Here is a 25,944-nt window from a genome sequence, read left to right as displayed (position 1 = left end):
AGCGCGGCAGCCGAAAGGACGTTTTGATATGAAGGACGGGGGCCGCATTGCGGCAGCGATCGAAGTGCTCGAGGAAATCGAGACGCGTCATCGCCCGGCACAGGAAGCGCTGAAGGACTGGGGCATCAAGCACCGGTTCGCTGGCTCGGGTGACCGCACGGTCATCGGCAACCTGGTCTTCGACGTGCTGCGCAGACGCGCCTCTCTGGCGTTCCGCATGGGCGCCGAGACGCCGCGCGCACTGGTGCTGGGCGTTTATGCGCTGGAATGGGAGAAGGGCGTCGAGGGCCTGGAAGCGGCGATTGCCGCGGATGAGCGCCACGCGCCGGAGCCGCTCAGCGACGCGGAGAAGGCGGCGATCGCGGCGAATTCGCTTGATGACGCCCCGATTGGGTCAAGGCGGACGTGCCGGAATGGCTGTGGCCGGCGTTTGTCGCCAATTTCGATGATGAGGCGGTGGCCGAAGGTCAGGCGCTTGCCACGCGCGCGCCGGTCGATCTGCGTGTGAATACGCTGAAGGCGAGCCGCGAGAAGGTGGCCGCGCGGCTCGAATCTCTGGGCGTCGAGGCGACGCAGATCTCGCCGGTCGGGCTGCGGCTGAAGGCCAAGCCGGGTGCCGCCCGCATGCCCCATGTACAGGCCGAGGAAGGCTATCGCAAGGGCTGGTTCGAGCTCCAGGACGAGGCCAGCCAGATCGCATCGCTGCTGGTCTTCGCGGGACCGGGCGAACAGGTGCTGGATTTCTGCGCGGGCGGCGGCGGCAAGACGCTGGCGCTGGCGGCCAGCATGGACAACAAGGGCCAGATCTACGCCTACGACAGCGACAAGCACCGGCTCGCGCCGATCCACGAGCGTCTCGCCCGCGCCGGCGCGCGCAACATCCAGGTGCGCAGTCCCAAGGAAGGCGCGCTGGACGACCTGGTCGGCAAGATGGACCGGGTTCTGGTGGACGCGCCGTGCACGGGCACGGGCGTGTGGCGGCGCAGGCCGGACGCCAAGTGGCGGCTGAGCGAGGCGGCGCTCGAGGATCGTATCGCGGAGCAGGAGCTTGCGATCGCCACGGCCGCGGCCTTTGTGAAGCCCGGCGGCTGCCTGGTCTACGCGACGTGTTCGGTACTGGCCGAAGAAAACGAGGAGCAGGTCTACCGTTTCCTCGACAACAATCCGAATTTCCAGATCGTCTCGCTGGGCGAAGTCTGGCAGGACACGTTTGGGTTCGACAAGGCGCAGCCGTGGTCGGCGGACATGAACTCCATCACCATGACGCCCGCGTCCACCGACACCGACGGGTTTTTCGTCGCGGTGATGGTCCGCGAGGAATAGGGCGCGTTCGCGCACTGCCAGCACGTTTCATTTCATGTGGAATGAATCATTGCCCGATGGCGGCACGCGGGTTCCTCGGCTAGAAGGCGGCATGTCTTCAAAACCCGATCTATTCGCGCTCCAGGGATCCTTGCTGGAAGCGGCGGCCGAGCCGTTCGCGCTCGATAATTTCCTGCCCTGGCGGCTGATGGCGGCGGCGCGGGCGATCGAGCGCCGGCTCGCCGGGGTTGTGTCCGAGGAGTTCGGCTTCTCGCTCGCCGAGTGGCAGGTGCTGGCCTGCCTGATGCGCACCGACAGCGTGTCGGTGCGCGAGATAGGGCCGCGCGTGGGGCTGGATTCGGTTGCCGTCAGCCGGGCGGCCACGCGGCTTGCGGACCGCAAGTATCTCAGGAAGCGCGAAAACGCCGCCGACCGGCGCCTGATCATCCTGACGCCGACGAAAAAGGGGCGCGACGCCGCCGAGGCCATCGGCGAACGGTTGACCGCCCTGGAGAAGGACATCCTCACGGGCATGCATCTTCAGGATCGCATCCGCCTCAGTCAGCTGCTGAAGCCGCTGTCCAGGCGTGACTAGACGCACCGCGTTTGGGCGGGCCGCGGGGCAACGTGCCCACCGGCTGTGCAGCGACGCAAAAAGCGCCGAAGCGGCGCGAAAACAGTTCAAATGTCGATACCAACCGGGTAAACCCGCTTCATGACCGACACCATCCTCATCATCGATTTCGGCTCCCAGGTGACCCAGTTGATCGCGCGTCGTTTGCGCGAGTCGAACGTCTACTGCGAGATCCATCCCTTCCAGAAAGTGACGGACGCGTTCCTGGGCGACTTCAAGCCCAAGGCGGTGATCCTGTCCGGCGGGCCCGCATCGGTCTTCGACGAAGGCGCGCCCCTGCCGCCGAAATCGGTGTTCGAGCTGGGCGTGCCGGTGCTCGGCATCTGCTACGGCCAGCAGGCGATGATGCATCTGCTGGGCGGCAAGGTGGAACGCGGCCACATGACGGCCGAGTTCGGCCGCGCCTATGTGACGCCGAAGAACGGAACGCTCGATCTGCTCGAGGGCTGGTTCGAGACCGACCGCGAGCAGGTGTGGATGAGCCACGGCGACCATGTCAGCGAGATCGCGCCGGGCTTTGAGGTCTACGGCACATCGCCGAACGCGCCCTTCGCGATCACCGCGGACGTGTCGCGGCACTTCTACGCGGTGCAGTTCCACCCCGAGGTGCATCACACGCCGCACGGCTCCAAGCTGTATGAGAACTTCGTCACCATCGCCGGCTGCACGCGCGACTGGACCATGGGCCACTACCGCGAGGAAGCGATCGCCAAGATCCGCGCGCAGGTTGGCGACAAGAAGGTCATTTGCGGCCTGTCGGGCGGCGTCGACAGCTCGGTCGCGGCCGTACTGATCCACGAGGCGATCGGCGACCAGCTCACCTGCGTGTTCGTCGACCACGGATTGTTGCGCCTGCATGAGGCGGAAGAGGTCGTGACCATGTTCCGCGACCACTACAACATGCAGCTCATCCACGCCGACGAGCAGGAGCTGTTCCTGGGCGAGCTGGAAGGCGTCTCGGATCCGGAGACCAAGCGCAAGATCATCGGCAAGCTGTTCATCGACGTGTTCCAGAAGCACGCCCACGACATCGAGGGCGCGGAATTCCTGGCCCAGGGGACGCTGTATCCGGATGTGATCGAGAGCGTTTCGTTTTCCGGCGGTCCGTCCGTGACCATCAAGTCGCACCACAACGTGGGCGGCCTGCCTGAGAAGATGGGCCTGAAGCTGGTCGAACCGCTGCGCGAGCTGTTCAAGGACGAGGTGAGGGCGCTTGGTCGCGAGTTGGGGCTGCCGGATCATTTCATCGGCCGGCATCCGTTCCCCGGCCCCGGTCTGGCGATCCGCTGTCCGGGTGAGATCACCCGCGAGAAGCTGGACATCCTGCGCAAGGCGGACGCGGTGTTCATCGACCAGATCCGCAAGCACGGATTATACGACGCGATCTGGCAGGCGTTCGTCGCGATCCTGCCGGTGCGCACCGTTGGCGTGATGGGCGACTACCGCACCTACGACTACGCCTGCGCCCTGCGCGCGGTTACCTCGGTCGACGGCATGACGGCGGATTTCTATCCCTTCAGCCACGAATTCCTCGGCGAGACCGCGACGCGGATCATCAACGAGGTCAAGGGCATCAACCGCTGCACCTACGACATCACCTCAAAGCCCCGGGCACGATCGAGTGGGAATAACTCAAGCGCATCCGAACGCCGCCGAATTTACGCTGCCTTACGAACTAAGGCACTGAAAATAAAAATAAATAACCCTTATGCCTATCGACATCTATCGGTGGGCATAGATCACGTCCGGCGGCCTTGCTGACGAGCCTGGCCCGCCGCACCCATCCGAAGCTGAAAATCGAATTCCGCGCCACCGACGATCTGGTCGATCTTGCCGAGGCCGGACTTGATCTGGCGATCCAGGCAAGCACGGATGGCGCCGGCAACGGCACGGTGCGCAAACTGGCCGAGATCGAGCTCTGCCTGGTCGCCTCGCGCGGCTATCTCGACCGGGTGGGCAGGCCGAAAGCACCGGCGGATTTGCTTCCCCTCGACTACATCCAGTATCGGGACGACCCTGATGAAAATACCATTGTCTTTGCCGATGGCGGAGTGCTCCCGTCACCCTTTCCTTTGCCGCCCAGATGCCCAAGCTGATTTTGCAGGCCGTGCAGAACCATCTGGGTTTTGCCAAGGCGCCGCGCTATCTCGTGGCCGACCTTCTGGCTCGCGGCGATGCTGAAATCATCCTGCCCGAACGTCCGCTGGTCCCCAAGCTGCTCTACCTGATCCGCGCGCCCGGCCTCGCCGCCAGTCGCCGTGTCAGCCTGTTCATGGATCGCTTCATCGAAGAGCTGGCACGCACACCGGACATAAAGCTGGCGCGCGACCTGAGGTCGGTCGCGGCGCCCGAGGGTTCATAAGACGATGCGCGGGCCTTGCCGGAGCCGGCGGTTCAACTGGATCTGGGCATGTCCTCCATCACCTCGTAGGTTTGAAGGTCGCCTTTCATCCGGCCGCCCCAGTCTTTCAGGAACGCCAATGTCTCCGCCCTTGCAAGATGGGCTGTCAGCGCTTTCTGGTCCCGCCAGCGCTCGGCAACGAGGAAGCGTCCCGTTGGCCTGTCATCCAGGGTGATGCCGTAGAACAGGCACCCATCCTCGGCTTTCGTGCTGAGACCGATCGCCTGAACGTCGCGGACGAATGCGTCAACGTCCTGAGGGTCGATGTGGATGTAACCCATGAGGATGAGCATGGCGTTTCCTCCCGTTCACATGCCAACGGTCAGCACGATCTTGCCCTGGATATGACCCCTGGCTGCCCGTTAATGCGCCTGACGCACCTCGGCAAGCGGAAAGGTGCCGTCGATCACTGCGCGGATCGTCCCGTCGTTCAGATAGCGGGCAAGCTCCGTCAGTTGCGCTCCGCTGGAACGGACCTGGGTCGTGGAGACCATGATGCCCCGCTTTCCGGCCTCCTCGGCGTCCGAAAAGCCCAGCGGGTAGACCGGGAACAAGGCTCCTCCGCGCTTCAGGGTCTGGAGAAAACGACCCGTTGTCGGACCACCCAGCGCATCGACGACAAGATCGAGGTCGTGGGACCAGGCCGGCGAGGCGCTGTTGAGCTGGCTGCGCGAGGCGATCGCGGTGACCCACAGCTACAAGGGTGTGATCGCGCCGATGGTGGCCGCGATCGCCGACGAAAACTCCGCTCTGCATTCCTCATGCGTCGATCTGCGGCAGGCGGGGCGGAGCTTCTGAAGCGGGCGCAAGCCAGGGGGTTGGCGCGGGATGACATGGATGGCAACGATCTCTTCGCACTGATCAGCGCTCTGGCTTGGCTTGCCGACCAGCCTCCGCTCGTCCCGCGCGCGGATCACCTCTTCGATATCATATCGGACGCCATTCTTCGGAGGCGAACCGACGGGGTTCCGGAAAACTAGCGCGTATAAGCTGTCTGAGACGATTTGCTCGGCGTCTACTCAGGCTTATGTGCAGGATTGGCAGCGCCCTGCGGACAGCCCGCGCGATAGCGCAGTCCGTCAACCAGTAGTGCGACCAGCCGGCGAGCGGCTGAGGGATTTCCGTCGCTTGACGGCATGCACAGGCTCGCGACCGCTCGCAAGAGATCATACGGATTTGCGTCGGGGCGTATTTCTCCGGCGGTGACCGCGGCATCGAGCAAGCTTTGCAGTGCAGGCTCGAACCGGCTGTCGAAATAGGCCGGCAAGGCCTCGAACGCCGGGTCGCCCGAATGCAGGGCGGCCGCCAGTCCGCGTTTGGCAACGATGAAATTGACATACCGTTGCATCCAGCGGTCGAGCGCTTCCCCGGGAGGAAAGGCCTCGGCAAGACTGGCCGCGGCGTCCGCGCAGGCGTCGACCTCGCTGCGAAATACCGCTGCAATCAGATCGGAGCGCTGCGGAAAGTTGCGATAGATGGTGCCGACGCCGACGCCTGCTTTTTCCGCGATCTCGCGCATCGGAGCCTCAACCCCTGACGTGGCGAACACGTCCCGTGCCGTGCGTACCAGCGTCTCGATGTTGCGCTGCGCATCTGCGCGCACATTCCGTTCCGACGATCTGCCAGGCATGGATTCCAAAAATTCCCGATACGCGCTTGTTAAACGGAACATCGTTCCGTATATAGACGGAAGACCGTTCCGTTTAATACGCCGTCGGGCTTCAAAAAGCCAGCAGAGAAACTAGGGACTTCATCATGTCGGACGAACGCATTGCTCTCGTCACGGGAGCCACTCAAGGCATCGGTCTCCAGATCGCCAAGGATCTGGTTGCAAAAGGTCTGACGGTGATTGTCGGCGCGCGCGATCTCGAAAAGGGCGAGAAGGCGGCGCAGGAAATCGGAGCGGGAGCCCACGCTATCCAGCTCGATGTCACGGGTGAAGCATCGGTCGCTCGAGCGGCCGCTCTCATTCGCACCCGGTTCGGCCGCCTGGATATCCTGATGAACAATGCCGGGATCTCACGGGCGAAGCCGAACCTGGACTTCGCAGAAGCCGTCAGGACAAACCTGCTCACGGACGCGCCTCTTGCCGATATCCGAACGGTGTTTGAGACCAATGTGTTCGGCGTCATTGCCGTGACACAGGCAATGCTTCCGCTTCTGCGTGAGTCGCCTGCGGGCCGCATCGTCATTACCGGGAGTTCGGGCGCATCGCTGACGCTCAACTCCGATCCCGCCAATCCGCACCGGCGGATGTTCGGCAATTACTCCGTGTCAAAGACAGCGGCGCACGCCGTGATGCTGGCGTTTGCGCTTGCCCTCGAAGGCACCAACATCAAGGTCAACGCCGCTTGTCCTGGCTTCACCTCGACCGCGCTCAACAACTTCAACGGCACGCGCAGCGTGGAAGAGGGCGCGCGGGAACCGGTGCGGCTTGCCCTGATTGGCGATGATGGACCGACCGGGACCTTCTCCGACGAAAATGGAACCGTTCCTTGGTGAAGACGCGCAGAATTGCGGGTTGCTTTGAGCAATGCAGCCCGCTCCGACAGGAATATCCGGAGGTATTGGAATGCGAATTTTTCTGACCGGCGCGACCGGGTTCATTGGCTCGGCGATCGTGCCCAACCTGCTCAACGACAGACACGAAGTCCTGGGACTTGCGCGGTCGGGTACATCTGCCGATGCCTTGCGGCAAGCCGGCTGCGACGTCCTGCAGGGCGATCTGCGGGATCTGGACAGCTTGCGCCGTGGCGCGGCGCAGGCCGACGCCGTCATTCACACGGCCTTCGATCATGATTTCTCTCGCATGGCGGAGAACTGCGAGATGGACCGCATCGCGATCGAAGCGATGGGCAGCGCTCTTGCGGGATCGGGTAAAAGGTTCATCGTCACGTCGGGCCTGCCGCCGTTGATGGGGCGGGTTTCGACCGAGACCGATATTCTGCCGGCGGGCGCCCATGGCATGCCACGGGTATCGGAGCAGGTGGCCATGGCGCTGACCGACAGCTGCGTGCGCGTGTCGGTGATCAGGATGCCGCAGGTCCACGATCAGAACCGGCAGGGATTTGCATCCTACCTGATGGATCATGCGCGCAAACAGGGTTTCTCGGCCTATGTGGGCGAGGGACAAAACCGCTGGCCGGCGGTTCACCGGCTCGACGCCGCCCGGCTTTACAGCCTTGTCCTCGACAAGGGGCGAGTGGCGAGCGTTACCATGCGGTGGGCGAGGAAGGCGTTGCGGTCCGCGACGTCGCGGAAGCGATCGGCAGACGGCTGATGGAGCAGATCGACCCCGATTGCGCCTATGCGTATGCCTACGTCTATGTCCTCGAGTAGTCGGAAAAATGAACACCATCAGCCGACGCCGATCCCTACCGTGTGCGGAATGAGGCAAGACATCCAATCGAATGCAAGTCCTCCTCTCGCGGGCGAGTTCCTGCGTCTTCCTGACCAGCATTTCGACGCGGCGAACGCAGCCGGCATTCGAGCGCATCGACTTACCAAGCGATACGGCAACAAGCTGGTGGTGAAGGATCGAACCCCTTCGCGAACTCAGCTTGCGACGGCATTGGGCCGCGCGGGCATTGCTTGCGAGGACGTTTCGACATCAAGCCTTCTCATCACTGGCGTCGACACGACGACCGTCGGCAGGATTGCTGCACGGGAAGCGATTGTCCTTGAAGAGCTGACCCAGGTCCGAGATTCGCTGGAAGACGTCTTCCTTCGCCTCACTCGTGACGCGCGCGACGATGAGGGCCACATCGCATGAGCATCTTGTGTTCCGAATGGACAAAACTTTCCAGCGTAAGAACCACGTGGTTGCTGGTGGTGAGCGCAATGCTGGCCAGCGTATTGCTGGGGCTTCTCGGCGTGTCCGACCTGATCGGCGCACAGCCGTCAGACTTGCCCGATGACTGGGATCCGACGGCGACGAGCCTGAAGGGGCTTTTGTTCGCTCAGCTCCTGGTCGGAATGCTGGGAGCGCTCAGCATCACATCCGAATATGAGACCGGGATGATCGCGACCAGTCTCTCCGTCGTCCCCTCGAGACCCCGCCTTCTCATAGCGAAGGCGGCAGTGGTGTCTGCGATCGGGCTTGGTACCGGCGTTGCCACGGCACTGATCAGTTTCACGGCGGTGCAATTGGTGCTCGGCGATGCCGATATTCCGATCGCGAGCATAGGTGGTCCGGGTGTTGCTTGGGCGCTCGTCGGAGCCGCGATTTACCTCACGCTCGTCTCCCTCATCGGACTTTCAGTTGGCGTTCTTGCGCGGTCGACCGCGGGCAGCTTGGCGACACTTGTCGGCATCACTCTGCTCATGCCAGCTATCGCACCGTCCATACCTGGTCCGATCGGCGATTGGTTTGGGAGGTACTGGCCGATCACTGCCGGCCAGAAGGCCTATATGGTCATGCAGCTAGCCAATGAAGTTACACCATGGCTTGGGCTGGGAATCCTTGCGGCGGCAACATTCGCGCTTGGGATTGCCAGCATCGCGGCATTCGTCTCGCGAGATGCCTGACGGGCCGTGGCGCGCGCCTTTCGGTGGAGACGGCATCCTGAAGGAGAGGGTGCTTTGAGCCTCCGTACAACCATGCCAACGGCAGAATCATCCTCCCTTAGACCAGTCTGTAATGTTGCGGCAATCCCAAGCTCGCACCGTCCCTCCAACATCGGTGACGGAGGCTATAAAGCGTGAGTAACAATCCATCAATTTTCTCGTTCCGGGGATTTGGGGCTTCTCCGCGACGATTCCCATTGAGAGATCTCAGTCTGGCCTTGCCGGTGATTGTTGCGATATCCGGATGTGCCTCGGTGCCTCTGAAGGACGTCGGAACACTGACCTCCTACAGCAATCTCGGTGCTCCCAAGGGAACGCTGTCAAAGAAGCGAATTTACGTGGACGGCCAAGGTCTGGCTGCGGTGAAGACGGCCAGCATCGTGCCGACCACCTACGGCTTTGGCGCCGCATCCCGGGTCAAGTCGCAAGCCGACCGTTCAATGGTGTCCAATGCACTGGATCGGGCACTCTGCGTCGCGCTGAGCGATAAATATCAGATGGTTCCAGCCGGCCAGCCGGCGGATATCACGATCCGGTCCGTCATTACCAACGTTGTTCCGACGAACAAGATGGCGGCGGGAATTGCAACCATTGTGACCGTGGGAGGCGGATTTGCCATTCCCAGCGATGTTCCCTTTGTCAGCGTGCCACGCCTGCCCATCGGCCTGGGTGGGCTGGCGGTTGAAGCGGAGGCCGTTGATAGCGAGGGCGTCCAGCGCGCGGCGATCGTCTGGGCTCGCGGGGCAAACGCGATCCAGGACAACCCTCGCGTTTCGCAGGTGGGCGACGCGTATGGCCTCGCATCGAAGTTCGCGAGTGCCTTTTCCAGAATACTTGTCACTGGCAAGGAGCCAAAGATGTTGGACATCTCCCTTCCAACACGGCACGGCGTGCAATCCTGGCTCGGCGGAAAACCCAAATACCCCGCGTGTGAAGCCTTTGGCCGGGCGCCTGGGGTGCTGGGCGCCATCGCTGCCAATTACGGGCTGCCACCGGAATGGACCGAAAAGAAGCCCAAACCGCTCGTGACGCACTGACGCCTTCCCGTCGCCGCGCGAACAGAGTGTTTCGGAAACGCGCGTCCTCAAGCACTTCCGCGTTCGAGCCGGTTGCCCCAAGCCGAACCGACTCTTCAGCTTCGACCACTTTCAATACGACGGCAATCCATCCGCCCCTCGGGCTGTTTGGATACCCGACCGACGCACTCAGGATAAGAAGGAGATTGCCCCCATGAGCCAACCTGAAGGGCGGTTCCAACGAAACCTCAGCTTCACCCAGAATGACAGAGCGGCCCCACATGCAGGTCGTCGCTTTATCTGGAGCCGTGAAACCTTTGACGTTGTCAGAAAGCGATTGCGCCCGGCGTCCATTTCCGCGTTGAGCCTGTTCATCTCACTGCAGGCCGCCATCGCAGCTGCGCCCTCGGCCGCGGTCAAAGAAGCGTGCGGAGCGGAAATCCGGTCGGTCTGCCTGCGGCCCTGGCGACTTACGCCGGATGCCATATCGGCGTGCGTCGAGGAGAACGCCTCGAAGCTGTCGCCCGTTTGTCAGGCTTTCTGGGTCACCGCCAGGATGTGTCAATCAGAAATGAGGGAAGTCTGCGGTGGTCTAAACCCATTCACAATCAAGAGCTGCCTGAAAAACAAGAAGCACGAGTTTTCGCAAGTATGCCAGGATACTTTAAACAAAGAATAGAGGTCTCTCTTTCACTTTGTGGGCGAGAAAGCGGAGTTTGTCCTGTTCCAGATCTTGCGTTTGATCTTCGCTATCTCCGGTGCGCGATGCCGGTCGCCGAGCATGGGAGCTTCCGCTGAGCCGCTGATGTTCTGGACCTGCATCCATCAACGATCAGCAGGCGGGTCCAATCACTTGAGCAATGACTTGGCATTTCACTTTTTGAACGAAGCAAAACCGGTGCTCGTCTGACACATTCGGGGCGGAATTCATCCGCCGGGCAACGTTTGGGGCGGAACACCTTCGTCACGCAGTGAACGATTTACGTTCGGTACAGCGCGGATATATCGGCGAACTCCGTCTGGGCATTGTGGGATCTCTTGCGGCCGGGTTTCTTTCCACCTTATTTTGCAATTACCGAAGCCGGTTTCCGAGTGTCTAGGTGAAGGTGGAGGAGACTTGCTCTCGAACGAATGCTGCTGCGATCCTCAACAGTCGTCTGGATGCCGCCTTTATCGTTGGTGTCTCGGAACTGCCAGGGTGCCGCTCGCTCGGGCTTTGGCTTGCTTGCCTCGGGGAATATCCACGCCATCCGGACCCTGTCTGGCCACTTCGAGAACGTCGTTCGATATCTCGGAGTCGAAAACGCTTTGTTCTTGGCGGAGCGCAAGGAGATTTGACGTTGACAAGTCATCCGACACTGCGCGGATCGCCATTTATTTACTTGCTATCCACTGCCTGCTATGTACGTCTTGGAAGAGGCAGCGTGTCTGTCAGCACTCAAGTCTTCTACAAATAAAGATGCCGTAGTCTCAGGACTAAGAACGGGTGCGTGGGTCGTCGACACTGCTCGGAGCCCGCGTGCTCCCCGTCTCAAAGGCAGAGCGCTTATCCTTTGATGCTGCAAAATCCATCTCGAACAAAGCTCCGCTGCCGCCTGGCGCTGTCCTGTACCGAAGACTTCCCCCATGTGCCTCCATGACCGCGCACATGACCGAGAGACCGATCCCATTGCCGCCCGTTTCCCTTGCGCGCTCGGGATTGCCGCGCACGAACGGGTCGAACACCCGGCCAACTAGGTCGGAGTCGATGCCGGGTCCTTGGTCCGAGATGCTGAGCACCGCTGTTCCATTAACCACCTTCAGGCTGATGGTGATCGTCCCCTGGATGCCGTGGCGCCGCGCGTTTGAGATCAAGGCGAGGACCGCCTGGCGGACCCGCGTCGCGTCGACCTCAATGACGAAGTCGTCGAGGTCGAGCGCCAGATCGAAACCGCTGGAAGCCAGATCGGGTGCCATGAGCTCTGCGATTTCCTCGATTTCCTGGGCTAGGCGGGTAGGCACGATGCGGAGGTCGAGATGGCCGCTGTCGGCAAGCGTTACAGTACGAAGGTCCTCGACCAGCCGACTGAGGCCATCGACTTGATGGACGAGCCGCCGAAGCGTGAGTTCGTCTGGCTCGAAAACACCGTCTATGATCCCTGGAGGCGACCCTTGAGGATGGTCAGTGGTGTGCGCAGTTCGTGTGCGATCGTTGCGTTCCACAGCGCCATGTCGGCCGCCATGTTCTGCAGCCGTTGCGCCATCGTGTTGAAGTCGCCGACTAGGGAAGCGGTTTCGCCAGCGCCTTTTCGCTTGCCGCAGCCCGAGCGGACAAGTCGCCGGCGGAGATCTGGCGAGCGCTCCGGGCCAGCGACTCCAACGGATCGAGGATGCGGCGCGCGAGCCGCAGCGCCACGAAGGCGGCAATCGGAAGGGTTACGAAGACCAACGCGGCGAAGATCGCGAGGTCAAGTGATGTCAGCCAGCCATCCGCTTCCGGCAATGGATAGACGGCGACTATAACCGAGTAGATGAGATAGGTGCCGAAGAACACGAGGATGCCTGCCAGGACGGTGATCGCTGACATGGCGATAAGGATCTGACGGCTCAATCCAGTGCGCGCGTCCATCGTCACTCCAACAATCTGTAGCCGATGCCGCGAACGCCGGGCAGGAGCCCGTGCGCTCCGGCCTGTTCGAGCTTCTTCCGCAGCTTGCTGAGATGGCTATCTACGGTCCGGTCCAGGGCGTCAGATCCTGGCAGGCAGGCGTCGACCAGTTCGCTGCGGGTAAACACCTTGCCGGGGTTTCGCGCCATATGGGCGAGGATGCGGAACTCGGTGAGGGTCAGGGCAAGCGGCTTCGCGTCGCTGCCGATTCCGAAGCTCGCCTGATAGCCGTCGAGATCGATGGAGAGATCGCTTGCACGCAGAACGCCGCCTACCGTCGCCAGCCCCGAGCGCCGGAGTACAGCCTTGGCCCGCGCCACTACCTCGATCGGATTGAACGGCTTGACGACGTAATCGTCTGCGCCGATCCGCAGGCCCTGAAGACGGTCCATGTCCTTATCGAGCGCGGTGATCATGATGGCGGGCGTGCTGCCGCGTCGTCGCAGCTCCGCCAAGACCTCCCAACCATCGAGACGTGGCATTGTCACGTCCAGCAGGACGAGGTCCGGTTTTAGCGCGAGGTGCAGGTCGAGCGCGGTGCGGCCGTCACGCGCCATGACCGTCCTGAACCCTTTCCGCTGGAGGTAGGCATCTAGGATGGAGGCGATCTCTTCGTCGTCTTCGGCAATGAGGACAAGTGCGGCCATGGCGTTCTCCTGCCCAAGGGATGCCATCCGCAGTGCCTGCCGTCGAGAGCTTCGGCCGCTCATCCACCAAGTCTCCACAAGACCTCCACGCTGCGCCAACGGTCGAGAGCGATATGGGCGTCGTCGCTTCGAGTGATCGATTGTCTTCAACGATGTCTCGATAATGCGTGTCCAAAGTCAATTTACCCGCGCACTTCTCGGCACTGCCTTGCTGGCTCTTGTCGCCTGTTCCGACAACGCGCAGGAGGCAATGCCCCAGGCAGCAGGCGCGCAGGAACAGGTTGAAGCGATCGCTGCGCGCGTCGCGACCCTGACGGTGCAGCCGCGCCGCGTCGTCGTCTATGACGAACTGCCCGGACGCGTCTCTGCGCTGCGCACCGCCGAAATACGCCCGCAGGTCAGCGGGATCGTCCGCAAAGTGCTCTTCAAGGAGGGCTTCGAAGTCGCTGCGGACCAACCCCTGTTCGAGATCGACCCAGCGCCGTTCGCCGCCGATGTCGAGGCGGCGTCGGCGGTGCTGGCGCGCGCCGAGGCAGACGAGCTCAATGCCTCCCTCAAGCATGATCGTATCAAGGCCCTGGCCGAAAGCCGGACCGCAACCGCCGCCACCCTGGGAGACGCAAAGGCAGCGCTGGCGCAGGCACACGCGAGCGTGGCAGAGGCGCGGGCAAACCTGACGCGGCGCAAATTGGAGCTGGCCTATGCGACCGTCACCAGCTCGATCGCCGGGCGGGTAGGGCAAGCGCTCATCACCGAAGGCGGCCTCGCCACGGCGGGGGCTACCAGCCCCATGGCCGTCGTCCAGCAACTGGACCGCCTCTTTCTGGACGTTCGCCAGCCGTCGATGCGCCGCGAGGTGTTGGAAGAGGCGCTGGCGAACGGTCAAGGAGACGAGGCGGGCGGGCTGCCTGTCGACATCCTGACCATCATAGGGAAGCCCTACGAGTTCCAGGGCACGATCCGTTTCTCCGACAGCGCGGTCGATCCGGGAACGGGCAGCATCATGATCCGCGTCGAGGTGCCCAATCCTTATGATCAGCTGTTGCCCGGCATGTACCTTCGCGCAAGGATCCCTAGCTCAGTCTATCCCAACGCTCTGACGGTGCCGCAGGAAGCCATAGTGCGCGACAGCTCCGGCCGGACGGAGCTGTCGGTTGTCGAGGCTGACAAGACGGCATCGCGCCGCAATGTCGAACTGGGTCCGCTTGTCGACCGGCAGTACGTGATCCTGTCGGGCATCAGCGCCGGCGACGAGGTGGTGGTCCAAGGTCAGGATCGCGCGACCGACGGAACGAAGCTCCAGACGGTGGCGTACCAGCCTGCCGTCCTGACGGACGCACAGTAGAGACGCCGCCATGCCCCAATTCTTTATCGACCGCCCCGTCTTCGTCTGGGTTATCGCCATCTTCATCACGATCGCCGGCATCGTCGCGATCCCGCAGCTGCCTCTTTCGCGCTTCCCCGTGATTGCGCCGCCCAGCGTCAGCATTTATGCGAGCTATGTCGGCGCGAGCGCGCAGACCGTCACCGACAGCGTGATCGCCCCGATCGAGCGCGAGCTGTCGGCGGTCAAGAACGTCCTCTACTTCGAATCCTTGGCAGACGCCTCAGGAAACGCCAACATCACGGTCACCTTCAAGCCCGGCACCGATCCCGAGCTCGCCCAGGTCGATGTGCAGAACCGTTTGAAGTCGGTTGAGTCACGCCTGCCTGAGCAGGTCCGCCGCGGCGGACTGTCCGTGGAAGCCGCATCTTCGGGCTTCCTGATGATCGTCTCGCTGCGGTCGGCCGACGGTGCGGTCCGATCCTCTGGCTCTTGACGACTATCTTGCCCGCAGCCTCGCGCCGGAGCTGAAGCGAGTGCCAGGCGTCGGCCGCGTTCAGTCGTTCGGCTCGGAGGCCGCGATGCGTGTGTGGGTGGATCCCGCCCTGCTCACATCCTACTCGCTGTTGATGGCCGAGATTATCCAGGCCATCCAGACGCAGAACATCCAGGTGGCTCCGGGCAGGCTCGGTGAGGAGCCGACTGTTCCCGGCCAGACGATCAGCGTACCGCTCAGCGTTGGTGGCCAGCTCGAGACGCCTGAGCAGTTCGCTCCGGTGGTGCTGCGCTCCAATCCGAACGGATCGAAGCTGACGCTGGGCGATGTCGCCAGGATCGAGATCGGAGCCCAGTCTTCCGGTTTCTCGATCTTCGACGGCAGCAAGCAGGCGACCGCGGCGGCGATCCAGCTCACGCCCGGCGCCAATGCGGTCAGCACGTCCGAGGGTGTACGAACACGGCTGGCCGAGTTGGCACCCTCAATGCCGTTCGGCGCCACTCACGCCGTCTCCTACGACACCGCGTCCTTCGTGAAGGTCTCAATCACCAAGGTCGTCCAGACCTTGGTCGAAGCAATGGTGCTGGTGTTCCTCATCATGCTGCTCTTTCTCCAGAACATCCGCTACACGCTGATCCCGGCGATCGTCGTCCCTATCGCCCTTCTCGGTACCTTTGCCGTTATGTGGGGAATCGGCTATTCGATCAACGCGCTGACGATGTTCGGCATGGTGCTGGCCATCGGCATCATCGTCGACGATGCGATCGTCGTCGTGGAAAATGTCGAGCGGCTGATGGCCACCGAGGGACTTTCACCGCGGGAAGCCACGCGCCGCGCCATGCGCGAGATCACGGGCGCCGTCATCGGCATCACGCTGGTTCTGACCGCGGTGTTCCTGCCCATGGGCCTTGCCACAGGTTCGGTCGGCACGATCTACCGGCAGTTCACGGTCTCGCTGGCGGTCTCGATCCTATTCTCCGCCTTCTTCGCGCTTAGCCTGACACCGGCACTGTGCGCCACGATCCTCCGGCCGATCGCGCCTCACCACGAGCGCAAGGGCTTTTTCGCGTGGTTCAACCGCGGCTTCGACCGGCTGACAGGCCGCTACACGGCCTGGGTCGGAGCACTGGTGAAACGTGGTGCTCGGGTGATGCTGGTCTACGCCGCGATCGTCGGCGCGCTGGCCTTCGGCTACTCATCGCTGCCCTCCGCCTTCGTGCCTGACGAAGACCAGGGAACGTTCATGACCTCGTTCACGCTTCCGGCCGACGCGACAGCCGAGCGCACCTGCGCGATCCTGGAACGCTTCGACCACCATGTCGCGACGCGTCCCGACATCGAGAACAACCTGTCCGTCATGGGCTTCGGCTTCTCCGGATCGAGTGCGAACACCGCCATGGCGTTCACGACGTTGCGCGACTGGAGCGAACGTACGGGCAGCACCGGCGCAGAAGTGGAGGCTGCGACCGTGGCGATGCAGGACGCGACGGAGGGCGAAATCCTCGTCATGAAGCCGCCGGCCATCGAGGAACTCGGCACCACATCCGGCTTTGCGATGCGCCTCGTCGACCGTGGTGGGACCGGGGCAGGGGCTCTGCGGAAAGCCGCCGACGAGCTCGTCAAGCTGGCGGCAGACAGCAAGCTGTTGCAGAGCGTCCGGGTTGACGGGCTTCCGAGCGGGCCGAGCGTTCGCCTTCATATCGATCGTGCCAAGGCCGGGGCGCTGGGCGTCAGCTTCTCGACGATCAGCGATACGCTCGCTGCGGCGATGGGCTCGACCTACATCAACGACTTTCCGCGCGCCGGCAGGCTTCAACAGGTCATCATACAGGCCGAAGCCAAGGACCGCATGCAGGTTGATGAGGTGCTCAAGCTTCACGTGCGCAACGACAAGGGCGGCATGGTTCCGCTGGCTGAGGTTGTCACGCCGGAATGGTCAGTCAGCCCTCTCCAGCTCAACCGCTACAACGGTTATCCCGCGCTGAGTATTTCCGGCGATGCGGCCTCCGGCGTATCGAGCGGCGCCGCGATGACCGAGATCAAGCGCCTGGCCTCGAAACTGCAGGGTGGTTATGGCGTGGAATGGACGGGGCAGTCATTCCAGGAGCGCCAGACCGGCACGCAGGTACCAATCCTCATCGCCTTTTCCTTCCTCGTTGTGTTCCTGGTTCTGGCGGCGCTCTACGAGAGCTGGGCCATCCCGCTGTCCATCATGCTGGTCGTTCCGCTGGGCATCCTCGGTGCGGTCATCGCGGCGCACCTGCGCGGCTTGGAAAACGACGTGTTTTTCAAGGTCGGCCTCATCACGCTGATTGGCCTGTCGGCCAAGAATGCGGTGCTGATCGTGGAGTTCGCGCGACAGCTGCACGCGGAGGGCCGGAGCCTCGAGGAGGCGGCCATAGAGGCATCGCGTCTCCGCCTGCGGCCGATCGTGATGACCTCGTTTGCCTTCACGCTTGGCATCGTGCCCCTGGTCATCGCCACGGGTCCGAGTTCGGAGACGCAGAACGCGCTGGGTACAGGCCTCTTCGGCGGCATGATCTTGGCCACGGTCCTCGCCGTGCTCTTCGTGCCGGTCTTCTTCACGCTCGTCATGCGATTAGCGGAATGGAAGACAAAGCGAAGGGCCGAGACGGTTCCAACTTGAACGATGCGCTCGAGCGCCCACCCATGACGGAGATATCTTTCCCTGCCGTTTCTCGACATCTGTTCTGGAGAATACTGATGAAATCCGCACCAACACCGGGCCACGTGACGCTGGACATTGCGAGCGAGGACGACCTGCCGCGCTTCCGCAAAGATCTTCAGGATGCCTTCGCGATCGTCGTCGTGGAAACATTCGGATCGGTCGACGACGGCCCGATTCCATCCGATGATGACGTGACCGCCTCCTTCACGGCTCCGAACGCCGTCGTTCACCGGATTTTCGAGGACGGCCGATCGGTAGGCGGGGCCGTGGTTTCGATTGACGTTGCCCCCATCTTTTATCCAATGTGATGTAGACTCCGGGGGTTGTTTTGGCCGTGCTGAGCCGGGTGGAAGACGGGGGCTGGCGCGGAGTTGGCCATTGAGCGCAGCGGCAGGTCCCGTCGTTGGGTGAAGGTGGTGGCGTATTCGGTTGGGGTGAGCCAGCCCAGCCGCGAGTGTGGGCGGTTGGCGTTGTAATCAGCCCGCCATTCTCTCAGGGCGATACGGGCATAGGATCGGCTCGGGAACAGGGTCTCGTTGAGCATCTCGTCCCTGAGCCTGCCATTGAACGATTCAATGAACGCGTTCTGCATCAGCTTTCCCGGTGCGATGTAATGCCAGTCAATCTTGTGCTGATCGGCAAAGCTGAGAATGACATTGGAGGTGAACTCGGTGCCGTTGTCGCTGACCACCATCTTTGGCTTGCCCCGTGTCGCCATGAGCGTCTCTAGCTCTCGAGCAACCCGTAGACCCGAGAGGGATGTGTCGGCGACGAGTGCCAAGCACTCCCGGGTGCAATCGTCCACGACCGTCAGAACCCTGAACCGGCGACCATAGGTGAGCTGATCGGAGACAAAGTCCAGCGACCAGCGGTCGTTGGGTGCTATGGGGATGACCATCGGCGCCCGAGTTCCCAAGGCACGTTTCCGGCACCCCCTGCGCCGCACCGAGAGATTCTCCTCCCGATACATCCGGAACAGGCGCTTGTGGTTGACCACATAGCCTTCCCGGCGCAGCAATACATGCAGGCGCCGATATCCAAAGCGCCGACGTTCATGGGCAATCGCCTTCATCCGATCCCGCAGATCGACATCATCCACGCGGCTGCCCTGATACCGCATGGTCATGCGACAACAGCCTAGCACTGTGCACGCCCTCCGCTCGCTCATCTCAAAGGTCTTCCTGAGATAAGCGACAGCCTTTCGCCTAGTGGCGGGCGCTACCATTTTTTTCGAGAAGATCCTTGAGTGCGGAGTTGTCGAGCATGGTATCGGCCAAGAGCTTTTTGAGCTTGGCGTTCTCGTCCTCGAGCGATTTAAGCAGCTTGGCCTCGCTCACATCCATGCCGCCATACTTGGCTTTTCATTTGTAGATGCTGGCGTTGCTCACGCCGTGCTTGCGGCACAAATCGGCGATCGGAACGCCCGCCTCATGCTCTTTGAGAATGCCGATAATCTGTTCTTCGCTAAACTTGGTGCGCTTCATCTCTGGTCCTTTTCGATGGGCCAGAGTCTATTTCAAACTGGATTAGGTCCGTGGGGCAACGTCACGATCAATACCGAAACGCAGCACAACTCACTCGACTTTTTCTACGTGCGCTCTGATCAACTGGGCCGCGGCATTGGCCGCAACGCCTGGCGTGCCATTGAGGCTACGTATCCGGACACGCAGGTCTGGACAACGCACACGCCGTATTTCGAGAAGCGAAACATTCATTTTTACGTCAACGTCTGCGGCTTCCACATCGTCGAGTACCACCATGCCGGCCACCCGGATCCGCGCCGTCTGAATGAGCCAGATCTGCCCGGCGACGATGGCATGTTCCGGTTCGGGAAGCGCATGTGGGGCGCGGCCTTTCTCGCCTATATGGAGCAGGTTCTCGTTCCGATGCATAAAGCCGGTGACATCGTAGTGATGGACAATCTGCCGGCGCACAAGCCGATTGAAGTGCGCCATGCCATCGAGACCGCCGGCGCGACCCTGCGCTTCCTGCCGCCTTACAGCCCGATTTCAATCCCATCGAGATGGCCTATTCCAAACTCAAGGCCTTCCTCAAGAAAACCGCCGCGCGCACAAAAGACGATCTCTGGGACGCGATCTCCCAGGGTATCGACACCTTCACACCGACCGAATGCCAGAACTATTTCGCGGCAGCCGGATATGATCGCGATTGATCGGTAAATGCTCTAGGTGACCGACTCATAAGTTCGCAGCCATATGCGGATTGAAGCGAGTTGGACTGAGGCGAGAAAATTGGCGTCGCGCTTGTCGTATCGTGTGGCAATGGCCCTGAAGTGTTTGAGTTTGCTAAAGAAACGCTCGACGGCGTTGCGTTGTCGATAAACCCAGGCGCTGAAGGGGGAAGGTTTTGACGCGGTTCGGCATGGCGCGGATGTTGGCCCATGCGCCCCGCGCGGCCATTTCGGCGCGCAAGGCATCGCTGTCATAGGCGCGGTCGGCGAGCAGGATGTGACCGGCCTTGAGCGTTTCGAACATGTCGGCGGCCGAGCGTCCGTCGTGGGCCTGGCCCTCGGTCAGCTTGAGGCGGATCGGCCGGCCCTCGGCGTCGACGAGCGCATGGATCTTGGTGGTCAGGCCGCCGCGCGAGCGACCCATGCAACGGGATCGCTGGTCTTTTTTTGGCCGTTGGCGGCATGCTGGTGAACGCGGATCGATGACGAGTCGATCATCTGCACGTCACCGTCGTAAGCATCTGATACCGCTTCAAGAATACGGGCCCAATGCCCGGCCTTGCGCCAGCGGTTGAAGCGGTTGACGCAGGTCGTGTACGGGCCATAGCGCGCCGGAATGTCGGCCCAAGGCGCTCCCGTGCGCAGCCGCCAGAAGATGCCGTTCAGCACCTTGCGGTCATCGGCGCGCGGGACCCCACGCACCTTTGTCGGCAGAAGCGGCTGTATCACAGACCACTCGAAATCCGTCAGATCGAAGCGAGCCATCCTGACCTCCATTGATGGTGGTCAGTGAATCAGAACCCTCGCGCAAAGGGAATCCCGTTTTATGAGTATGTGACCTAATTCAATCCCAACTTCTTCTGGAAGTTTAGAGGGGTTTATGCATCCTCAAAATCGGCTCGATTTGGTTTGAGCAAATCACTCGGAAAGGAAAACGTGGTATTCGTCATAGCTGCGCATCTCCCGGAATATTCGAAGGTTCGCAAATGATGCAGATGTTATCCTTTGGAAAAAATTTAGAATCATCTAGGTGAAACTCCTGTAGAGGAACTAGTCTTAAGAAAGATCTAGCTGAATTTTGTTTTGAGGTTGACCATCCGAGTTCGAGATCATTAGGTGGAAAGTTCATCGATGTCAAAGGCGAGTGAAGTGTCCAAAGTTGACGCGGTAGTAATAGGAGGAGGTATATTTGGCTGCTTGTCGGCAATTGAGCTGTCAAAATTAGGGTTAAGCGTGAAGTTACTGGAGCGAGAATCGTCGTTGATGCAGGGTGCCACCCTAAATAACCAAAACAGACTTCACCTTGGTTATCATTACCCCGAGATATAGAAACGGCAGTGCACTGTCAGAGAGGCTTTCATGCATTCCAAAAGAGGTTCAATGAAAGCATCTTGCGCGGATTTCCAAACGCGTATTTTGTTAGCAGTGAAGGCAGCAATGTTAACTTCGCCGAGTATCTGGATTTCTGTCGTAAGGCGAATTTGAAAACAGATGAAATCGATCTTGATGATTTCAAACCTTCATTAAGAAATGTCTCTGGTGGGATATATACCGATGAGGTTGTTTACGATTCGCGCATTCTTAAATATTTAGTAAGCTCAGATCTTGATAGGAATAATGTAGCCGTCCTCTTTGACAGCAACGTGAGTTCTGTCGAAGAGTCTATAGATGGCTTTGTTTTAAAGGCCGATAATGTTACCATAAATGCGAGGTCAATTGTAAATTGTACATATTCAAGTTTCAACTCATTCAATGAATCTTTAGGTGTTTCTTTAACAGACCTGCAATACGAGCTTACAGTTGTTCCCATTGTTAAGTGGAGAAGTGAGAAGCCGCCAGTCGGCATCACCGTTATGGATGGACGGTTTTTTACAATTCTCCCGTTTGGTAAATCAGGACAATATCTTCTTTATCATGTTGATCACACGGTACGAGACACATTTATTGGTAGGAATTATCCAAAGAAATGGAAGTCCCCAAGAGAGGCCATAGGGGATGACGCTGCCAGGGATGCATATGAGCAAATGGTTCGTTCGTCATCGCATTGGCTTCCAGATATTTCCAGCGCAGAGTACATAGACTTTTTGGCAACAGTTCGTGTGGTTCTTGCGGGCGTTGATAGTACTGATAGGCGACCGTCGCTCATCGAGAAATTGGAGACAAAACATCCCTTTTATACTGTGTTTTCAGGGAAAATTGATCATTCGATTTGGGTAGCCAGTGATTTGGCAGGTAGGTTAATGCAGGAGTTGAACGAATAGCTGGTAAAAATTAGTTTTCGTCGCAGTTCAGGACTCTGAATAGCCCCAAGCTTCGTAGACGCCTTCTTCCCTAATTTTGAGGCAAGGAGGCCATGATGGTCAAAGGCAATTTCAGCGACGATTTCAAACGGGACGCGGTGGCGCAGATCACCGAGCGGGGCTATCCGGTCGCGGAGGTTTCGAAGCGGCTGGGCGTCAGTCCGCACTCGCTCTACGCCTGGAAGAGGAAGTTCTCGCTGCCGCCCGGCGGCGATGACAGGGACGCCGAGATCAGGCGCCTGAAGGGCGAGCTGGCGAGGGTCACCGAGGAGCGCGACATCCTAAAAATAGGTGAGACGCAGTCGAACGCGTATTTCGCCAGGGATGCAAAGTGAGATACGCGTTCGTCGCCGAGCATCGCCCGCTGTTCTCGGTGCGGGCGATGTGCCGGTGCCTGCGCACCCCATCCGAGCGGCTTCTACGCCTGGCTGAAGAACCCGCTGAGCAAGCGGGCGAAGGAAGACGCTCGCCAGACCGAACTCATCAGCAAGGTTTGGAAGGAAAGCGGCAAGGTGTATGGCTATCGCAAGCTGCACGACGATCTGCTGGATCAGGGCGAGACGTGCTGTCCGAACCGCGTTGCTCGACTGGCCAAGCTGGCGGGCATCAAGGCACAGATCGGCTACAAGCGCCGACCGAGCAGCCATGGCGGCAAGCCGTCATTGGTCGTCGACAACGCATGGACCGGCAGTTCGATGTGGGCGCGCCAGACCGGATCTGGGTCACCGACATTACCTATATCAGGACGCTGGAGGGCTTCGCCTATCTGGCCGTCGTGATCGATCTCTACTCCCGCCGCGTCGTCGGCTGGTTGATGTAGAGCCGTCAGACGATGACGTGGTCCTGCAGGCATTGCTGATGGCGGTGTGGAGACGGAAGCCAAAGCACAAGGTGCTGATCCACTCAGACCAAGGCACCCAATTCACCAGCATGGACTGGGCATCATTCCTCAGGGCTCATAACCTGGAACACTCCATGAGCCGTCGCGGGAACGGCCACGACAACGCTGTTGCGGAGAGCTTCTTCAATCTGCTCAAGCGGGAACGGACACGGCGCCGGACCTACAAGACCCGCGTTGAAGCCCGGCAGGATGTGTTCGACTACATCGAGATGTTCTACAACCCGAAGCGCAAGCATGTGAGGAACGGGATACTGTCACCCGTCGATTTCGAACGGCAGCGGAAAATGAGAGCCGAGGGCGTCTAGAAAACTCGGGGCTATTCATTTCGATGGGCCGAGTCTATTTCAAATAGGATTAGGTCCGTGGGGCAACGTCAAGCTCTATCTCGAGCTCAACGGCATCGAGCATCGCCGAACCAAAGTCAGGACGCCAAAGACGAACGGTTTCGTCGAGCGGTTCAACGGCGCCGTCCTCGACGCGTTCTTCCGCGTGAAGATGCGCGAGACATTCTGTCCGAGCGTCGAAGCCCTGCAGACCGATCTCGACGCCTGGCTCATCCATTACAACACCGAATGCCCACATCTAGGTTACCGCAACATGGGCCGCGGACCCATCGAAGCCGTCATGTCATTCGTAAGCCAAGAAGGTTACGTGGATACGTTAGTAATGAGCGGGAGTAGCACAACCGTGTGGGGCCGGTCCATGGACCGGCCTTTTCATTTCCGGCGGCGGGTGCGTCTGTCCCGCGCTTCAAATTTCCGTGGCGGCATTGCGCTCCCGTGGGCGCAAGATGTACGATCAAGTATATTGAGCCCGGAGGGGTTCAAGGTTTTGTGTCTGAATAATTGATTTTGTTCGAGAAATGCATTTCGTGATTTGAACGCGTGGGCCGGCGGTGATGGAACGTGCGCGGAAGCCTCGCAAGTCTGTTGCCATTTCCCAAGGCGTTGCGGTCCAGGCCCGCGATGTGAATGTTGCGATTGACGGGCTGGACAGCGCGGCCATCGGCGGATCGTTCTCGGTCCATCTTCTGATGAACGGCCAGCGGATTGCATCGCGTTTTTTCTTCCAGCCCTCCGACGGGGCGGATGCCGGCGGGCTCGGCGGACCAAGTCAGGCCGCTCATTTCGATTTTATCTTGCCCATCGACGTCGTGTCTGGCGGCACACTCAGCGTCGACATTGAAGCGCTCGACGCGGACGGGTCTCGCAAGGCCGTCGATCCCGATCGGATGGGAAATCCAACGCTGAGTGTCTGCCTCATGCTGCACCCGGTGTAATTTTTTGACAGGAGATTTTAGTGCCCCAATCGCCAAATTATCCCGTTGCACACCCGACCTGGTACGACACCATCCGGCTGATGTTCACCGATACGGACATCGCCCACATGCAGACGCAGGGGCTCGACCTGACAAGCTACGAGCAGGTGCGGGCGTCCGCAGGCACCATCTACGGCCAGGTGGCCGCCAAGACCATGCCGCCGGGGGACCCCTGGACGGCGGACATGGTCCAGACGTTTCTCAACTGGATGACCGACGGTTATCCGAAGGGGAAAGCCGCACCGGACGGGGAAACAGCCACACTGGCGGCCCCGGCCGGGACGAGCGGCGCAGGGCGCGTCAGGAAGGATCTCAATTCACTGAGCGACGCGGAGCTGAAACTGGTCAAGACGGCGTTCGAGGGAATTCTCGCGAAGGACAAGGATCTCACGGATCCCAACTGCTATTTCATGCAGGCCGGCTACCACTGGCTTCCCGCGCCGCTTTACTGCCAGCATCATGTGCCCGGCTACAATCCCTGGCACCGGGCCTACATGTTCAATTTCGAGAACGCGCTGCGCTCGGTCCCCGGATGCGAGGATGTGACGCTTCCATACTGGGACATCACGACGCCGTTTCCGGACTTTCTCAAGAAGGCGCCCTTCGACAGCTACACGCTGCCCGCCGACATCGGTGGCGGCTTCAGCAAGGGTTACAAGACAACCAGGTTCAGCTATCCCGACATCAAGAGCAACCTGTTGACGTACAACGTGACCGCCGATCTGGAGCGGGCGCTGACAAAGACCGACTGGGAAGACTTCCACGGCTACTGGTCCGGAGCGCCCTACAACACGATCATCGCGGCGCACGACGGCGGACATGGTGCTATCGGGCCGACGATGGCCAACCAGTCGGTCGCAGCCTTCGATCCCGTTTTCTGGTTCTTTCATTCGAACTGGGACCGGCTGTGGTGGGAATGGCAGAAGAAGGTTGGCGCCACCGAGCTGAACGGGTTGCTCTCGACCATCGACAAGCAGACGGACCTGGCGAGCTATCAGATCTTCACCGTCCCGCCGCTGCAGGCGCTGGAACCGTTCACAAGCCTGCCCGTCGCGCTCAGTTCCATCAAAGTCATCGACTCGGTGAAGTCGCTGGACGTCGATTATGCCCCGCCGGCCACCAAACAGCCTCTTATCGCCCTGGCCGCGAAGACGGCGCAATCGGTGCCGCTGGAGCGCAGCGTGTCGATTAATCCGCAACGCGCCATGGTGACGGCCAGCGGCATCAACCGGTTGAAGATCCCGGGCAGCTTCAAGGTTCATCTGTTGAAGGACGGCAAGCCGATCGCCACGCGCTTCATGTTCCAGCCGGATGAGCCGGAAAAGTGCGAAAATTGCGTCAAGAATGCGATGGCGCACTTCGACTTCGACCTGCCGTTGAGCGAAATCGCCGGCGGAAAACTGCAGGTGGAGGTTGAACCGGTCGACACATCGTTTGTCGGGTCGCGCTTTCCGGTCAAGATGATGGGCAAGCCGACGATTTCGGTCAGCATTCCGGTGCAAACCGAATAGC

General features: G+C 60.7%; 21 protein-coding genes and 10 pseudogenes. 23 read left to right on the top strand and 8 right to left on the bottom strand.

Features of this window, described 5'->3' with window-relative positions:
- Positions 1–28: 28 nt before the first annotated feature.
- The 5 genes and pseudogenes from D1F64_RS12620 (at position 29) to D1F64_RS25105 (ending at position 4,298) form a co-directional block, all read left to right on the top strand.
- Positions 29–1,323, top strand: a pseudogene (locus D1F64_RS12620) (RsmB/NOP family class I SAM-dependent RNA methyltransferase).
- 91 nt (positions 1,324–1,414) lie between these two features.
- Positions 1,415–1,897, top strand: coding sequence for a MarR family transcriptional regulator (locus tag D1F64_RS12615; RefSeq protein ID WP_162901521.1), 483 nt, complete (start codon positions 1,415–1,417; stop codon positions 1,895–1,897).
- Between the two features lie 120 nt (positions 1,898–2,017).
- Positions 2,018–3,567: pseudogene (gene guaA, locus D1F64_RS12610) on the top strand (glutamine-hydrolyzing GMP synthase).
- Between the two features lie 123 nt (positions 3,568–3,690).
- Complete coding sequence (locus D1F64_RS25110) at positions 3,691–4,032, top strand: LysR substrate-binding domain-containing protein (protein WP_162901520.1); 342 nt, start codon at positions 3,691–3,693, stop codon at positions 4,030–4,032.
- A complete protein-coding gene (locus D1F64_RS25105; protein WP_117412728.1) occupies positions 4,020–4,298 on the top strand; it encodes a LysR substrate-binding domain-containing protein in 279 nt (92 codons plus the stop codon). The genes D1F64_RS25110 and D1F64_RS25105 overlap by 13 nt, the downstream gene beginning before the upstream one ends.
- 32 nt (positions 4,299–4,330) lie before the next feature.
- On the opposite strand, the gene D1F64_RS12595 is transcribed toward D1F64_RS25105, so the two are convergent.
- Complete coding sequence (locus D1F64_RS12595) at positions 4,331–4,630, bottom strand: antibiotic biosynthesis monooxygenase (RefSeq protein WP_117412727.1); 300 nt, start codon at positions 4,628–4,630, stop codon at positions 4,331–4,333.
- A gap of 69 nt (positions 4,631–4,699) precedes the next feature.
- Positions 4,700–4,975 (bottom strand): annotated as a pseudogene (locus tag D1F64_RS12590) (zinc-binding dehydrogenase); the annotation flags it as partial.
- Positions 4,976–4,994: 19 nt separating this feature from the next.
- On the opposite strand from D1F64_RS12590, the gene D1F64_RS24625 reads away from it, so the two are divergent.
- On the top strand, positions 4,995–5,135 hold the full coding sequence (locus D1F64_RS24625; RefSeq protein ID WP_248304451.1) for a hypothetical protein: 141 nt from the start codon (positions 4,995–4,997) through the stop codon (positions 5,133–5,135).
- Positions 5,099–5,317 carry a hypothetical protein gene (locus D1F64_RS25420; RefSeq protein WP_346432229.1) on the top strand — a complete coding sequence of 73 codons (219 nt, stop codon included), beginning with the start codon at positions 5,099–5,101 and terminating at the stop codon, positions 5,315–5,317. The genes D1F64_RS24625 and D1F64_RS25420 overlap by 37 nt, the downstream gene beginning before the upstream one ends.
- Before the next feature lie 35 nt (positions 5,318–5,352).
- Here the strand turns inward: D1F64_RS25420 and D1F64_RS12580 are convergent, their stop codons facing one another.
- The gene (locus D1F64_RS12580; RefSeq protein ID WP_117414581.1) at positions 5,353–5,967 is read right to left on the bottom strand and encodes a TetR/AcrR family transcriptional regulator; all 615 of its coding nucleotides are present in this window, start codon (positions 5,965–5,967) and stop codon (positions 5,353–5,355) included.
- 125 nt (positions 5,968–6,092) lie between these two features.
- On the opposite strand from D1F64_RS12580, the gene D1F64_RS12575 reads away from it, so the two are divergent.
- The 6 genes from D1F64_RS12575 to D1F64_RS23390 all read left to right on the top strand — a co-directional run bounded on the left by D1F64_RS12575 (position 6,093) and on the right by D1F64_RS23390 (position 10,598).
- The gene (locus tag D1F64_RS12575) at positions 6,093–6,839 is read left to right on the top strand and encodes an SDR family NAD(P)-dependent oxidoreductase (protein ID WP_117412726.1); all 747 of its coding nucleotides are present in this window, start codon (positions 6,093–6,095) and stop codon (positions 6,837–6,839) included.
- Between the two features lie 70 nt (positions 6,840–6,909).
- A complete protein-coding gene (locus tag D1F64_RS12570; RefSeq protein WP_162901519.1) occupies positions 6,910–7,617 on the top strand; it encodes an NAD-dependent epimerase/dehydratase family protein in 708 nt (235 codons plus the stop codon).
- Between the two features lie 108 nt (positions 7,618–7,725).
- Positions 7,726–8,109 (top strand): hypothetical protein, encoded by a 384-nt coding sequence (locus D1F64_RS12565; RefSeq protein ID WP_117412724.1) that lies wholly within the window; start codon positions 7,726–7,728, stop codon positions 8,107–8,109.
- Positions 8,106–8,864 carry an ABC transporter permease gene (locus tag D1F64_RS12560; RefSeq protein WP_117412723.1) on the top strand — a complete coding sequence of 253 codons (759 nt, stop codon included), beginning with the start codon at positions 8,106–8,108 and terminating at the stop codon, positions 8,862–8,864. Before D1F64_RS12565 ends, D1F64_RS12560 begins: the two co-directional genes overlap by 4 nt.
- Positions 8,865–9,055: 191 nt before the next feature.
- Entirely contained in the window at positions 9,056–9,940 is an 885-nt protein-coding gene (locus D1F64_RS12555) for a DUF3313 domain-containing protein (protein ID WP_117414580.1), read from the top strand.
- A gap of 193 nt (positions 9,941–10,133) precedes the next feature.
- Positions 10,134–10,598: a hypothetical protein gene (locus D1F64_RS23390; protein WP_162901518.1), complete on the top strand. Its 465-nt coding sequence runs from the start codon at positions 10,134–10,136 to the stop codon at positions 10,596–10,598.
- A 797-nt stretch (positions 10,599–11,395) separates the two neighbouring features.
- On the opposite strand, the gene D1F64_RS24620 is transcribed toward D1F64_RS23390, so the two are convergent.
- The 3 genes from D1F64_RS24620 to D1F64_RS12545 are packed head-to-tail and all read right to left on the bottom strand — an operon-like array spanning position 11,396 to position 13,213.
- On the bottom strand, positions 11,396–12,121 hold the full coding sequence (locus tag D1F64_RS24620) for a HAMP domain-containing sensor histidine kinase (protein WP_248304450.1): 726 nt from the start codon (positions 12,119–12,121) through the stop codon (positions 11,396–11,398).
- Positions 12,122–12,179: 58 nt separating this feature from the next.
- Complete coding sequence (locus tag D1F64_RS24615) at positions 12,180–12,527, bottom strand: HAMP domain-containing protein (RefSeq protein WP_248304449.1); 348 nt, start codon at positions 12,525–12,527, stop codon at positions 12,180–12,182.
- A gap of 2 nt (positions 12,528–12,529) precedes the next feature.
- Complete coding sequence (locus tag D1F64_RS12545; protein ID WP_117414579.1) at positions 12,530–13,213, bottom strand: response regulator; 684 nt, start codon at positions 13,211–13,213, stop codon at positions 12,530–12,532.
- A gap of 208 nt (positions 13,214–13,421) precedes the next feature.
- Between D1F64_RS12545 and D1F64_RS12540 the strand changes: the two genes are divergently transcribed.
- From D1F64_RS12540 to D1F64_RS12530, 3 genes and pseudogenes are all read left to right on the top strand, one after another.
- Positions 13,422–14,558 carry an efflux RND transporter periplasmic adaptor subunit gene (locus D1F64_RS12540; protein WP_248304448.1) on the top strand — a complete coding sequence of 379 codons (1,137 nt, stop codon included), beginning with the start codon at positions 13,422–13,424 and terminating at the stop codon, positions 14,556–14,558.
- A 10-nt stretch (positions 14,559–14,568) separates the two neighbouring features.
- A pseudogene (locus D1F64_RS12535) lies at positions 14,569–17,680 on the top strand (multidrug efflux RND transporter permease subunit).
- Positions 17,681–17,757: 77 nt separating this feature from the next.
- The gene (locus D1F64_RS12530; RefSeq protein ID WP_205470454.1) at positions 17,758–18,030 is read left to right on the top strand and encodes a hypothetical protein; all 273 of its coding nucleotides are present in this window, start codon (positions 17,758–17,760) and stop codon (positions 18,028–18,030) included.
- Here D1F64_RS12530 and D1F64_RS12525 read toward each other — a convergent pair.
- A pseudogene (locus D1F64_RS12525) lies at positions 18,018–19,206 on the bottom strand (IS3 family transposase). The gene D1F64_RS12530 and the pseudogene D1F64_RS12525 sit on opposite strands and share 13 nt — an antisense overlap.
- On the opposite strand from D1F64_RS12525, the pseudogene D1F64_RS25415 reads away from it, so the two are divergent.
- Positions 19,153–19,401: pseudogene (locus D1F64_RS25415) on the top strand (hypothetical protein); the annotation flags it as partial. The pseudogenes D1F64_RS12525 and D1F64_RS25415 sit on opposite strands and share 54 nt — an antisense overlap.
- Before the next feature lie 174 nt (positions 19,402–19,575).
- A pseudogene (locus D1F64_RS24605) lies at positions 19,576–19,895 on the top strand (transposase); the annotation flags it as partial.
- A gap of 12 nt (positions 19,896–19,907) precedes the next feature.
- On the opposite strand, the pseudogene D1F64_RS12515 reads toward D1F64_RS24605, so the two are convergent.
- Positions 19,908–20,678: pseudogene (locus D1F64_RS12515) on the bottom strand (IS5 family transposase).
- A 626-nt stretch (positions 20,679–21,304) separates the two neighbouring features.
- On the opposite strand from D1F64_RS12515, the gene D1F64_RS23385 reads away from it, so the two are divergent.
- The 5 genes and pseudogenes from D1F64_RS23385 to D1F64_RS12490 all read left to right on the top strand — a co-directional run bounded on the left by D1F64_RS23385 (position 21,305) and on the right by D1F64_RS12490 (position 25,943).
- Positions 21,305–22,174 (top strand): hypothetical protein, encoded by an 870-nt coding sequence (locus D1F64_RS23385; protein ID WP_162901516.1) that lies wholly within the window; start codon positions 21,305–21,307, stop codon positions 22,172–22,174.
- Positions 22,175–22,269: 95 nt separating this feature from the next.
- A pseudogene (locus D1F64_RS12505) lies at positions 22,270–23,419 on the top strand (IS3 family transposase).
- Positions 23,420–23,489: 70 nt separating this feature from the next.
- A pseudogene (locus tag D1F64_RS12500) lies at positions 23,490–23,762 on the top strand (integrase core domain-containing protein); the annotation flags it as partial.
- 250 nt (positions 23,763–24,012) lie between these two features.
- On the top strand, positions 24,013–24,393 hold the full coding sequence (locus D1F64_RS12495; protein ID WP_117412719.1) for a hypothetical protein: 381 nt from the start codon (positions 24,013–24,015) through the stop codon (positions 24,391–24,393).
- Positions 24,394–24,413: 20 nt separating this feature from the next.
- Positions 24,414–25,943, top strand: a complete 1,530-nt coding sequence (locus D1F64_RS12490) for a tyrosinase family protein (protein WP_205470453.1) — start codon at positions 24,414–24,416, stop codon at positions 25,941–25,943.
- Position 25,944: the final 1 nt, after the last annotated feature.

This window comes from Breoghania sp. L-A4 (assembly GCF_003432385.1).
Classification (GTDB): domain Bacteria; phylum Pseudomonadota; class Alphaproteobacteria; order Rhizobiales; family Stappiaceae; genus Breoghania.
This window is presented reverse-complemented; position numbering and strand designations above follow the sequence as displayed.